This is a genomic window from Marinobacter sp. 1_MG-2023 (assembly GCF_030549045.1).
GTDB lineage: Bacteria > Pseudomonadota > Gammaproteobacteria > Pseudomonadales > Oleiphilaceae > Marinobacter.
In genome coordinates this window covers 311,513-324,073 of the sequence record NZ_JAUOST010000004.1, presented here as the reverse complement: position 1 = coordinate 324,073, position 12,561 = coordinate 311,513, and the positions used below count along the sequence as shown (strand labels likewise).

14 protein-coding genes are annotated in these 12,561 nt (G+C 53.4%); all 14 read left to right on the top strand.

Annotation, left to right across the window (positions count from 1 at the left end):
* The first annotated feature begins 353 nt into the window (after positions 1-353).
* The 14 genes from Q4606_RS12840 to Q4606_RS12775 all read left to right on the top strand — a co-directional run bounded on the left by Q4606_RS12840 (position 354) and on the right by Q4606_RS12775 (position 12,559).
* On the top strand, positions 354-716 hold the full coding sequence (locus tag Q4606_RS12840) for a BMC domain-containing protein (RefSeq protein ID WP_303596180.1): 363 nt from the start codon (positions 354-356) through the stop codon (positions 714-716).
* Positions 713-1,249 (top strand): EutP/PduV family microcompartment system protein, encoded by a 537-nt coding sequence (locus Q4606_RS12835; RefSeq protein ID WP_303607765.1) that lies wholly within the window; start codon positions 713-715, stop codon positions 1,247-1,249. Before Q4606_RS12840 ends, Q4606_RS12835 begins: the two co-directional genes overlap by 4 nt.
* A gap of 24 nt (positions 1,250-1,273) precedes the next feature.
* Positions 1,274-1,969, top strand: a complete 696-nt coding sequence (gene eutQ / locus Q4606_RS12830) for an ethanolamine utilization acetate kinase EutQ (protein ID WP_303607764.1) — start codon at positions 1,274-1,276, stop codon at positions 1,967-1,969.
* 14 nt (positions 1,970-1,983) lie between these two features.
* Positions 1,984-2,808 carry an ethanolamine utilization cob(I)yrinic acid a,c-diamide adenosyltransferase EutT gene (gene eutT / locus Q4606_RS12825; protein WP_303596177.1) on the top strand — a complete coding sequence of 275 codons (825 nt, stop codon included), beginning with the start codon at positions 1,984-1,986 and terminating at the stop codon, positions 2,806-2,808.
* Positions 2,805-3,791 (top strand): phosphate acetyltransferase, encoded by a 987-nt coding sequence (gene pta, locus Q4606_RS12820; protein WP_303596176.1) that lies wholly within the window; start codon positions 2,805-2,807, stop codon positions 3,789-3,791. The genes eutT and pta overlap by 4 nt, the downstream gene beginning before the upstream one ends.
* Positions 3,792-3,811: 20 nt before the next feature.
* Positions 3,812-4,111, top strand: a complete 300-nt coding sequence (eutM, locus tag Q4606_RS12815; protein WP_144776578.1) for an ethanolamine utilization microcompartment protein EutM — start codon at positions 3,812-3,814, stop codon at positions 4,109-4,111.
* A 91-nt stretch (positions 4,112-4,202) separates the two neighbouring features.
* Positions 4,203-4,523, top strand: coding sequence for an ethanolamine utilization microcompartment protein EutM (gene eutM / locus Q4606_RS12810; RefSeq protein WP_368497513.1), 321 nt, complete (start codon positions 4,203-4,205; stop codon positions 4,521-4,523).
* A gap of 31 nt (positions 4,524-4,554) precedes the next feature.
* Positions 4,555-4,860 carry a EutN/CcmL family microcompartment protein gene (locus Q4606_RS12805; protein WP_303596175.1) on the top strand — a complete coding sequence of 102 codons (306 nt, stop codon included), beginning with the start codon at positions 4,555-4,557 and terminating at the stop codon, positions 4,858-4,860.
* A 53-nt stretch (positions 4,861-4,913) separates the two neighbouring features.
* Positions 4,914-6,311 (top strand): aldehyde dehydrogenase family protein, encoded by a 1,398-nt coding sequence (locus Q4606_RS12800; protein ID WP_303596174.1) that lies wholly within the window; start codon positions 4,914-4,916, stop codon positions 6,309-6,311.
* Between the two features lie 13 nt (positions 6,312-6,324).
* Complete coding sequence (gene eutJ / locus Q4606_RS12795) at positions 6,325-7,170, top strand: ethanolamine utilization protein EutJ (RefSeq protein WP_303596173.1); 846 nt, start codon at positions 6,325-6,327, stop codon at positions 7,168-7,170.
* A 1-nt stretch (position 7,171) separates the two neighbouring features.
* Positions 7,172-8,416, top strand: a complete 1,245-nt coding sequence (locus tag Q4606_RS12790; protein ID WP_303596172.1) for an iron-containing alcohol dehydrogenase — start codon at positions 7,172-7,174, stop codon at positions 8,414-8,416.
* 34 nt (positions 8,417-8,450) lie between these two features.
* Positions 8,451-9,749, top strand: coding sequence for an ethanolamine utilization protein EutH (gene eutH, locus Q4606_RS12785; protein WP_303596171.1), 1,299 nt, complete (start codon positions 8,451-8,453; stop codon positions 9,747-9,749).
* Positions 9,746-11,179 carry an ethanolamine ammonia-lyase reactivating factor EutA gene (locus tag Q4606_RS12780; protein ID WP_303607763.1) on the top strand — a complete coding sequence of 478 codons (1,434 nt, stop codon included), beginning with the start codon at positions 9,746-9,748 and terminating at the stop codon, positions 11,177-11,179. The genes eutH and Q4606_RS12780 overlap by 4 nt, the downstream gene beginning before the upstream one ends.
* 15 nt (positions 11,180-11,194) lie before the next feature.
* Entirely contained in the window at positions 11,195-12,559 is a 1,365-nt protein-coding gene (locus Q4606_RS12775) for an ethanolamine ammonia-lyase subunit EutB (protein WP_011784746.1), read from the top strand.
* Positions 12,560-12,561: the final 2 nt, after the last annotated feature.

Here is a 12,561-nt window from a genome sequence, read left to right as displayed (position 1 = left end):
TCGTTAGCTCAGTTGGTAGAGCAGTTGGCTTTTAACCAATTGGTCGATGGTTCGAATCCATCACGACCCACCATATTGAAGCATGAAAAGTTTTAGCTTAAAGGACTGCAGAAATGCGGTCCTTTTTTTTGCTCTGCGTAAACCCGTAATTTTCCTTCCGAGATTTTCTCGTTTCCTCTGTTCCCAAAAGAACTTGCTATCCAAAACGATATATTGACCAGTATCAAATTCCAGACAAGTTGCTTTTCCGATGGCTGGTAATTAACCGGTCGTAGACTAGGATAAGCCTATGTTCAGGTTTTACCTTGAGCGAATTGAACGCTCAAGCACCATGACAAGCGGGGCATTTTATAGTGTCTGCGAGTGGCTCTGGCAGTTCAGCCGACATTGAGCGCATTATTCAAGAGTATGTCCCGGGTAAGCAGGTCACCCTGGCGCATTTGCTCGCGAATCCCACTGAGGATTTGTGCCAGAAAGTCGGTGTAGAGCATGCAGAAGCGATTGGTATTCTTACCCTGACGCCGGGCGAAACGGCCATTATTGCCGGCGATGTCGCAACCAAGTTTGCATCGGTAAAAATAGGCTTTCTGGATCGCTTTTCGGGCGCGCTCGTCCTTACCGGGAGTATCGGGTCAGTCGAGGAAGCATTGGGGGCCATCCTTTCTACGCTGGAGTCGTCATTAGGATACAGGGTATGTCAGGCAACCCGGACATGAATAGGACCTCTCTGTACCCGGATCTGGCGAACTTCGTGCTGGTGGGTGATGTCGGCAGCGGCAAAACGGCACTCACGATGGCACTGCTCGAATCCAGCGATCAGGTTATGAAAACACAAGCTGTTGTTTTTCATCCCAGTCATGTTGTAGATACTCCGGGGGAGTTCACCTCCCGCCCCGCATACTATGGGGCCCTGCTGTCCACTATTTCCGATATCAGCACGATCCTGTATCTGCAGCCGGCAAATAGTGCGTCTTTCTCACTGCCTCCGGGCCTTTTGCAAGTTTACCCTGGCAAGCGGGTTGTCGGGGTAGTCAGCAAAATCGATTTACCGGATGCCAACGCAGAAACGGCCTGCCGGGTAATGCAGGATCACAATATTCCGCCACCGTATTTTCTGACTTCTACAGCAACGGGTGAGGGTGTTGCTGCCTTGAGGTCCTTTCTGATCAGTTTGCAAACACCAGATACCAAAACAGGTGCCAACGAAGAGTGCGCTGAAAGCCTAGGCGTTGGCGATAACGAATGTTAATACGAATCTGATAGGGGCCGGGTTATGAAATCTCTGTTTACGGCTGAAAAAATAAAGGAGCTGCACAAGAGCGGACAGACCTCGGTGGAGGTTTCCCCGAAAAGCACGATTATTACGCCAGAAGCCCGTGATGTTGCCAAGAAGCTCGGGGTCAAAATAATCGATGTAGCGGTCAGCAGCGAACCGCATCAAGACGGTGCCTCTCGCACGGGCGGCCAACCGGATAGCCTGCAGGCTATCAAAAAAGCGGTCAGGGCAAAGCTGCCAGCTTCACACCAGAATTCCGGCCTGCTTGACCAGTTGATCGAGAAAGCCTTGAAGGAGCTACAGCACCAGGATGTCGCGGGTCCTTCATGTGAACGCGAGAAAGCGCCCAATGGCGTTGTGCTTGTGCGCGGTAATTCCGTGAAGCCCGGTAAGTTCGACGGCGCAGGCGGCAAACCCATAGGGCTGACGGATGTCATTGGTCCTGACGACAAAAGCTCCATCGCGGCAGGCTATATGCAGTGGGATAACTGCAGTTTTCCCTGGACTCTGAATTATGACGAGATCGACGTGGTTCTTGAGGGCGAACTGCACATTACTTGTGGTGACAAGACGCACATCGGCAAGCCAGGTGACGTCTTTTTTATACCCAAGGGTGCGTCTATTGAATTTGGGTCTCCCGGGAAAGTGCGATTTGTGTATGTGACCTATCCAGCGGACTGGTCAGCGCAATAAAAGGGGTTGTATCGATGCCATCCTGGATTACAGAAGCCAGTTTGCGAGCCGAGCATGGCCTGGCCCATGGCAGCGAAGTACACCTGCCTCAGGGAGCCAGGCTTACCCCGTCTGCAAGCCAGCTGCTGGCCGAACGCAAGATCCGCATCAAATATATCGGTGATGACGGTCGGGTTTTCCTGCCTGACGAGTCGGACGCGGGCGTAAGCCAGAAAGCCTCGGTGCACCCTCTCACCAGCGCGAACGTCCGCCCCGGTAATCGTTGTGCTATTTGTCACAGCCACGTCGAAAAGAAAACCGAGTTGCTGACGCTGTTAGACGGTGAACAGTTGGTTCCCAAGACCCATCCCCGAATCGCACTGCGTGGCAAGTTGGATACGCTGATTTCCCAGACCGTGTGGGTACAGACGCAGTTTGCCGTCAGTTTCGATAAATATCCGGTGCTGTGCCATTCGTTGGCAGATCTGCGTTCGTTTATGGGTAATCTCCTGCGAAGCGAAGTTACTGGTGAAGTTCAGGACGATATCAGTATGGGAGACCTGGACGACGAAACCATTCACCAGATTTCCCACCAACCTCTGAAGTATCTTGGCCACGACCACATAGTTCCGGAACTAAAGCACGGTGCCAACGTGTCGCTGCTGAACGTGCTCAGGGCTATGGCCCGTGAGGCAGAAGTCGAGGCCTGTAAAGCATTCCAGACGGACAGTTTTGGTCTTACGCGGCCGGATATCGTTCAGGGACTCAATCGGCTAAGCAGTGCACTTTACGTATTGATGCTAATGACTCTGGTGGTTGAAACGAGTGGATCACTCCCTGAACTTGGAGTGATCTCATGAATAAGGTGATGGAGCAGTGCCGGAATGCGTGCCGTGAAACACCGAAGCGCATTGTTTTTCCCGATGCTCTTGATGAGCGGGTGCTGCATGCGGCAAACGAGCTGCATCAACGTGGCCTGGCTCAGCCCATTTTGCTGGGTAACCCGTTTGAACTTCGGGATTACGCACATGAGAGGGGCGTAGCGATGCCCTGTTTTTCGATTGTGGACCCTGCACGTTCGCAATGGATGGACTCATTTGTCAGTGCGTACGTCGATAAGAACGAAGGGATGGATAGGGAGGAAGCCCGCGAAACCATGAGTGCGCCTCTGTTTTTTGGCGCCATGATGGTCAAGCAAGGGCATGCTGATATCTGTATTGGAGGAAACATCTCGACCAGTGGCGATGTGATCCGGGCGGCCATCAGGGTAATCGGAACGGCTGGAGGACAGAAAACCGTGTCATCGTTTTTCCTTATGTCGTCAGCCGATGGCAGCGACATCCGGCTGTTTGCAGATGCGGGGGTTATTCCAGAGCCGACAGTCGAGCAGCTATCTGATATTGCCATTGATTCGGCACGCAGTTTTGAGGCGCTCACGGGTGAGCAGGCGCGGGTCGCGTTACTGTCATTTTCGACCAAAGGCAGTTCGCAGCATCCGGCAGCCAGAAAAATCATGGAGGCCTTTGAGTTAACGCACACCCGGGCTCCCTCGTTGGTCATTGATGGCGAACTGCAGTTCGATGCAGCGGTTGTGCCCTCTGTTGCTCAAAAGAAGGCGCCTGACAGCCCATTGAAAGGTAATGCAAATGTTCTGATATTTCCCTCACTTGATGCTGGAAATATTGCTTATAAGGTTGCTCAGCGCATGGCTAATTACACAGCGCTGGGGCCGATGTTGGAAGGTTTAGCGAAACCTATGCATGACTTGTCACGAGGTTGTACGGCCGACGATATCGTCGACGTCGCCATGGTGGCGTCATGCCTGGTTAACAACGAGAAGTGACACCCTGAGGAGAATTAACCATGAATGAAGCACTTGGAATTATTGAAACAAAGGGCCTGACCGCCCTGATTGAGGCCTCTGACGCAATGGTAAAAGCGGCCAGAGTTCAGCTTGTTGGTTACAAACAGATTGGTAGTGGTCTTGTCACTGCGATGGTTCGGGGTGATGTAGCTGCCTGTAAGGCAGCCACAGATGCCGGTGCCGCAGCAGCACAGAGATTGGGTGAGTTGGTGGCTGTGCACGTGATTCCGCGTCCGCACGGCGATCTGGAATCGATATTCCCGATTACTCCTACCGGCCAGCCTTTATCCGATTCCTGAGCCAATCAGGCAACAATGAAAAAGGTTTATTCAGATGAACGCAGTCTGGAAGCAGGCTTCAGAACAAGCCGAAAGGCTAGAGGGTACCAGCATGATGGAAGCACTAGGCATTATTGAAACCAAAGGTCTGACGGCTTTGATAGAGGCCTCAGATGCCATGGTAAAAGCCGCCAGGGTTGAGCTGGTTGGCTATGAACAAATCGGCCATGGCTACGTGACCGCTTTGGTCAGAGGTGATGTGGCTGCCTGTAAAGCTGCGACGGACGCAGGAGCGGCAGCAGCGCAGCGCCTCGGAGAGCTGATTGCGGTTCATGTCATCCCACGACCACACGCTGATCTGGAATCCATATTTCCGATTGCGCCGAGAAAAGGGGTAGAACCGGGAAAACCTAACCAGGGCAAGAAAGCATAAGGCTGATGCCTGCTGATTTGGAAGCTATCCCATGAGACTTGCAAAGGTAATCGGTCAAGTCGTTGCTACTGTCCGCAGCGAGCGTTTGGGGATGGATAAGCTTGCCTTGGTCAAGTTTATCGATCAGGACGGAAACGAAGAGAGCCCAGTGATGGTGGCAGCTGACCGGCTGGGCGCAGGGGAAGGTGAATGGGTGCTGGTGGTGGGTGGTAGCTCCGCTCGCATGTCGGTAGACAGTAGCGGCCATACACCTGTCGATCTCAGTGTCGTGGGCATTATTGATGAAGTTACCGGTGGCTCGGAAACCTGGTTTCAAAAGTCCCAGCGTCGGTACTAGGCCACTTTTATCAGGCTGTCATAAATGGTGAGGCAGCCTCGGGGGGAGGGAACATGCAGATGGATGCACAGCAGATTGAGTCCATCGTCCGCCGCGTTATCGAGCAGCTGAACTCGCCGCAGCGCGACGGTGAAAGCTACGGCGTATTCAGAACGCTTGATGATGCCGTAGCGGCCGCTCAGAGTGCCCATAAACAGGTCAAGTCGGTGGCGCATCGAGAGGCGATCATTGCGGCTATTCGGCGCATGGGACACGAGCATGTACAGGAGTTATCTCAGCTTGCCGTTCAGGAGACCGGATACGGACGGGTAGAGGACAAGATACGCAAACACAAGCTGGTGCTCGACAAAACACCTGGGGTCGAAGCTGTTGTTCCGATGGCGCTTACTGGTGATCATGGGTTGTCACTTATCGAAAACGCACCCTGGGGCGTAATAGCATCGGTTACTCCCTCTACCAACCCATCAGCAACCATTTTAAACAATGCGATCAGTATGATCGCAGCCGGTAATTCGGTTGTATTTTCACCTCACCCTGCAGCGAAAGCCGTTTCCCAGCGCACTATCCAGTTGGTCAATCGTGCTTCATTGAGTGCCGGGGGGCCTGCGAACCTCGTTACTTGTGTTGAAGAACCCTCAATTGAAGCAGCCACACGGCTGTTCAGCTTCCCCGGCATTCGCTTGCTCACTATTACGGGTGGAGATGCGGTGGTGAATGCTGCGCGGAAAGTCACTGACAAACGCCTGATAGCGGCCGGACCGGGTAACCCGCCTGTTGTAGTGGATGAAACCGCTGATATAGAACGGGCGGCGATCAGTATCGTTCAGGGTGCGTCGTTTGATAACAACATCATCTGCGTCGATGAGAAGGAAGTTGTTGCCGTTGAGTCTATTGCGACCGAATTAAAAGAGGCCATGTGCCGACATGGTGCCGTTGAGATCAATGCAGATCAGGCAGATGCTGTGGCAAGGCTCGTTTTAGCGGGTTACCCCGGCCCCAGCCCACGTCCGAAGCCGGATTGGGTAGGGCGAGATGCGGAAAAGATCGCGGCAGCAGCAGGCTTCAGTGTACCGGCTGGCACTCGTTTGCTTATTACAGAAACCGGGCGGGATCATGCGTTTGCCACAACTGAAATGATGCTCCCGGTTATTGCGCTGATACGCGCCCGCGACGCAGACCAGGCTATCGATTGGGCAGTGGAGTTGGAGTCCGGAAATCTGCATACCGCAGCCATGCACTCCCGGAATATCGACAATCTTTCCCGCATGGCACTGGAAATCAATTGCAGCCTGTTTGTAAAAAATGGCCCTTGTATTGCCGGGCTGGGTGCGGGTGGAGAAGGGTGGACCTCCATGACGATATCAACACCTACTGGCGAGGGAGTTACTAACGCCAGCACATTTGTGCGCAAGCGCCGCTGCACCATGGTGGATTCGTTCCGAATCGTATGACAAGGAGACCGAAATGAGCAGGACAATGGCCGACGTTAACAAATTACTGAAGACGACTGCCGGCCTGATCAACAAGGACGCCGCCAAGCCCTTTCAGGGCGAATTCCGAGTGGGTGTCGACTTGGGTACCGCCGATATTCAGACGATTGTATTGGATGGGGCCGGTAACCCGCTTGCAGCTTTTATGGATTGGGCCAATGTCGTCCGCGACGGCGTTGTCGTCGATTTCTTTGGTGCCAGCCAGATTGTCCGGGAGCAGGTTCGGCGTGCGGGCGCAAAGCTGGGTATTCATATTGAACAGGTCACCACTTCTTTCCCTCCAGGCACGGATTCACGCATTTCAACCAACGTTATTGAAGCCGCCGGCCTTGAAGTGGCAGGGGTTATTGATGAACCAAGCAGTGTGGCGAAGTTGCTGCAGCTTGATCACGCAGCCGTGGTCGATATTGGTGGTGGAACTACAGGAACCGCCATTATTGAACAGGGGGAAGTTGTTTGCTCGATGGATGACGCCACTGGCGGACGGCATATCAGTCTGGCCCTTGCCGGGCATTTCGGTATGCCTTATGAAGAAGCCGAAGAGATGAAACGCAACACCAAAGATTTCGCACTGTGCAGACTGGCGACCCCCGTCATTGCAAAAATGGCCGATATCGTCCATGGCCATATTGCTGATTACAAGGTACCGGCCATTTATCTGACCGGCGGTTCCTGCGCGTTGCCGGGGTTTCTGGAGGTGTTTGCGGCCGAGTTTCCAGGCGTTGAGGTAGTACTTCCTTCGCACCCGCTTTATCTGACGCCGTTGGCAATCGCCAGCTACTCGGATGTTCTCCAGGCTCAAGAAGCGAGGGTTGGATGAAATGAATCTGGGAGAACAGCCACTGGACAACGAACTAATTGAGGATATCGTCACCCGTACGGTAGACGAGCTGACGCCCCATGGCCTGTTCAATTTCAACGCCCCGCGCCAGACCTTGATGGGTGAGGGTGCGATTCTCAAAATTGGCGAGATACTCAGCAAGCTGGATGTAACTCATGTCTTGGTGGTCGCGGATCGTGTGGTCCATGAAAAGGGCCTGATGCGAAGCATGGAAAGGAGCCTCGAGAGAGCAGGCATAGCATGCACGATTTATCCCGCTATAACTCAGGAACCTGATGAAACCGTTGTCGCTTCTGCCACCGAATTGCTGACCCGCAATGAAGCAGACTTTGTTCTGGGCTTCGGTGGCGGTTCAGCACTGGATGCAGCCAAAGCCATAGCTCTGGCGGGGAGCAGCCAGAGCAGCCTGCATCAATTGGCAGAACCGGGGTTCAGCGGTCGCCGCGTCGTGGGGCTGGGTGCTGTTCCAACAACCGCGGGCACTGGGTCTGAAGTTACCGATATCAGCGTGATCATGCGGGCTGACAGGCTGCACAAGTTTGTAATTAAAAAAGCGGACCTGATGCCGGATCTCGCGATTGTAGACCCGGGCCTGATGCTTGGTTTGCCGCCTAAGGTAACGGCTGCAACCGGTATTGATGCGCTGACACACGCTATTGAAGCCTACGCTGCGAGGAGTTCCCATCCGTTGGCAAAGGCATTGGCTATTTGCGCGATACAAAGTATTGCTGAGGCATTGCCTATCGTAGTGGGTAACGGGGGAGACAGGGCCGCCCGGCTGACCATGGCAACTGCATCTTACAAAGCGGGGCTTGCTTTCAGTAATTCCGGGCTTGGCCTGGTCCATGCAATATCTCATCAGATTGGACCCCGCTACCGCCTTGCCCACGGTATCGCCAACGGGATTCTTCTCCCTTACGTCATGAGATTCAATGCTCTGGTTTGCCAACGAGAGTATGCCGCCATCGCACATATGCTGGGCGTTACCCATTCCGGAATGACTGAACGAGAGCAATGCATCGCGTCCATTGATGCCGTCAGGCAGCTGCTTTCCGACATTGGGTTACCTGAGAAGCTTACGGGTACCGGTATTAACCGTGATGACTTTAGCGCCATTGCGACGGAAGCACTCCAGGACGTGTGTGCCCGGGATAACCCGAGAGATGTTACCGAAGCGGATATTGTGCAATTGCTTGAAGAGGTGACAAAAAAAGAAAAAGTGTGATTGAACCCTTTTGCTAGAAGCTGGAGAGCCGGTTATGGAAACGTTAAACCAGATCATTCTTTATATCATGATGACCTTTATGGTCATCGGCGCACTGGATCGCATATTCATGCAATTTGGAGGGTCGGAACCGGTTCTAGGAAAGATCGGCCTGCGTGGTTTTGGTCGATCTATTTCAGGGGCCGGTAACGAGTTTGAAGAGGGTTTTCAGGCCATGGGCGCACTTGCGTTGGCTATGGTTGGTATTATCGCCATGGCGCCGGTGCTGGCCAAAATACTGTCTCCAATCGTTGTTCCGATCTACACATTTCTTGGCGCCGACCCGGCCATGTTTGCTACCACCCTGTTGGCTAACGACATGGGCGGATACTTCCTGGCGAAAGAAATGGCCACAGCCGTGGATGGAGCCATTAATTACGGCGCCTGGATGTACGCTGGCCTGATTCTTGGGGCCATGATGGGCCCTACTATTGTATTCACCATCCCCGTTGCTGTTGGCATCATTAAAGAACAGGATCGCCCCTACCTCGCGTCCGGGGTACTGGCGGGTATTGTCACTATCCCCCTCGGTTGTATTGCAGGTGGGCTGGCCGCCATGGCGTCAACGGTTCTTATACCCGGCACTGACCAGGCAATACAGTTCAATATGCCGCTGATTTTCATGAATCTGATACCGGTAATAATCGTGTCGGCTCTGATCGCCGCCGGGTTATGGTTCATGCCCGAAAAGATGATTAACGGCTTTTCGATTTTTGCAAAATTCCTGGTTGCCTTTATCACAATCGGCCTTGCAGCTGCGGTATTGAAGCAGACTCTGGGCATTACCCTGATTCCCGGCATGGACCCTATATTCATGGTGCCTGGCGACGAGCCGGGTGTTGATATGCGAGCGATCGAAGTCATCGGCTCCATCGCCATTATTCTTTTGGGTGCATACCCCATGGTTCTGTTGCTGACCCGCTGGTTCGAGAAACCATTGCTGAAGATGGGTGGTGTGCTGAACGTAAACACGACAGCCGCCACCGGCCTGATTGCCACTCTGGCCAACAACATTCCAATGTTTCAGGTGATGAAGGATATGGATAGCCGCGGCAAGATTCTTTGCTCGGCCTTTGCCGTCAGTGCCGCGTTCACCTTTGGTGACCATCTTGGTTTTACCGCGGCCAACAAGCCGGACATGATTATGGCCGTCATCATCGGCAAACTCGTCGGTGGTATCACCGCTGTCCTGTTCGCCATGTTGCTCGCCGATCGCATGATCGCCTCCATCGAGAAAAACGGTAAACCAGCACCAGAGCTATCCAGCTCTGAGGAAGCGGAAGGGAAAGCGTGAACAGAAAAACCGTCCACAGTGTTGGTATTGATATCGGCACCACCACTACCCAGGTGATCTTTTCAAGGCTCACCATGGTCAACCGGGCACCTGTTACCCAGGTGCCCAGGTATGAGTTTGTGGAACGGGAGATTTTTTTCCAGAGCCCCGTCAGCGCCACGCCTTTACAGGAGGATGGCACAGTGAATGTGCCCATGCTGCAGCGGTTTATTGATGAACAGTTTGCTGCTGCGGGTATTGCTCTCAGTGATATTGAAACCGGTGCCATTATCATCACCGGTGAAACCTCCAAAGTGAAGAACGCCAAAGATACCGTTATGGGGCTTGCCGAGCGTTTGGGGGACTTTGTGGTAGCAACTGCGGGGCCAAATCTGGAGTCCGTGATTGCGGGGAGAGGCAGTGGGGCGGGCGATTACTCGAAGCGTAATCACGCCCGGGTACTGAACATCGATATTGGCGGTGGCACCAGTAACTACGTGGTCTTTAACAGTGGCCGGGTAGAGGACACTGCCTGTCTAAATATCGGCGGGAATCTGGTTAAAACTGACCCATCGGGGGCTGTAACCAAAATCCGGGAACCCGCAAGGCTGGTTCTCGAGTCGCTGTTTGGAGAGGCGTTACCTGAAAGCCGGTTAAGCGCGGATAAGCTTAAAAAGGTCGTTGATTGCATGGCGCAACTGGTTGTTGATGTGATCCTTGGCAACCACTCTGAACTGGCTCAAAAACTGATGATGACGCCGTATCTGAAAGAGGCTGGTGAATTTGATGCAGTCTTCATAAGCGGAGGCGTCGGCACCAGCTACTACCGCCTGAAAACAGACGATCTTGACCCTTTCAAGTGGAACGATGTCGGCGTAATGCTTGGCGGCGCTTTATTGAGGCACCCGACGCTCGCGGCGATGAACGTCAAAGAGCCGGCCCAGACTCAACAGGCCACCGTTATCGGCGCCGGCGCCTACTCCATGTCGCTCTCCGGAAGCTCAATCTGGATGAATGTGGATTCACTGCCTATTCGCAATATACCTGTGGTGGAGCCTCAGATCGACTGGGAGGGGGGCGAGCAGCCACCGGTTTGCCGACAGATTGTCGAGGCTGCGGAGCGCATGGACTTGCGCCTGCGAGAGGATAACTACGCCATCGCCCTGGGCCGGGATATGCCCATGAGTTATCAGGCTGTGAGCCATACAGCAAAAGAGATTGCAGATTATTACCAAGAGCATGGCAACCGCCAGTCACCTGCAATCATCGTTACTGAAAATGATCTGGGTAAGGTGTTGGGGATGGAGCTGCAGCCCCGAATTGACCCCCAGAAACTGCTGGTGATTGACGAAGTGCGCGCCGTTACCGGTGATTATATCGATATCGGTGAAAGTTTTTTTGGCGGGGAAGTTGTGCCATTAACCATCAAATCTCTGGCATTTCCTGCCTAGAGGGGGAGGTTTTTCATGAACTTGAAGACAACGTTGTTCGGAAAGGTTTATCAGTTTCGTGACGTAAAGGACGTGCTCGCAAAGGCGAACGAACTTCGTTCGGGGGACGTGCTGGCAGGGGTGGCGGCAGAGACGGCACAAGAGCGAGTTGCCGCCAAACAGGTCCTGAGTGAAATGCGCCTCGAAACCTTGCGGGAAAATCCTATAGTCCCTTACGAAGAGGATGCCATAACCCGGGTCATTCAGGATGCGGTAAACAAAGCGGCTTATGAAGATATCCGGCATTGGACCGTTAGCGAGTTGAGGGAATACATCCTGTCGGATGTGCCCACCCGTGAAGACTATGAAAGGATGCGCCGGGGCCTTACGTCTGAAATGGTCGCAGCTGTATGCAAGATATGTTCGAACGGCGACCTCATGGTGGGTGCCAAGAAACTGTATGTGATCTCAAAGGCCAACTGCACCGTGGGTATTCCTGGCCGGTTTTCTTCCCGACTGCAGCCCAATGATACCCGCGATGACATAGACAGTATTATGGTTCAGGTCTACGAAGGGTTGAGCTATGGCTGCGGTGATGCAGTTATTGGCATCAACCCGGTTACTGAATCGGTCGAAAACACCATCCGCATACTCAATGCGGTCAAGGAAGCCACCGACAAATGGAATATTCCGACTCAGGGTTGTGTGCTTGCTCACATATCCAACCAGATGGCGGCGCTTGAGAAAGGCGCACCCGGTGGTTTGCTGTTTCAGAGTCTGTCGGGCACAGAGAAAGGTCTCAATGAGTTTGGCGTGACCGTTGAATTGCTCGATGAAGCCTATGAGATGGGCAAACATTACTGCAAGCTTGCGGGTTCGAACATGATGTATTTCGAAACCGGCCAGGGCACGGCTCTATCTGCCAATGCCCACCACGGTGCGGACCAGGTGACCATCGAAGCCCGGAACTACGGCTTGGCAAAACGCTATAAACCTCATTTGCTGAACACGGTTGTCGGGTTCATCGGCCCAGAATATTTGTTCAACCATCAGCAGATCACGCGAGCTGCATTGGAAGATCATTTTATGGGCAAGTTGACCGGGATCTCCATGGGCTGTGATGCCTGTTATACAAACCACGCCGATACCGATCAGAACTCTAATGAAAACCTGACCACACTGCTCGCAGCAGCTGGCTGTAACTATGTGATGTCCCTGCCCCTGGGGGACGACATTATGCTGAATTACCAAACCACTGGTTTTCATGACGTTGTCACTGCCCGGCAGCTCCTGAGCTACCGTCCCGCCCCCGAATTTGAGGCCTGGATGGAAACTATGGGGTTGATGGAGAACGGCAAGCTCACCGCCCGTGCGGGCGACCCATCCATCTTCTTTGATTGAGG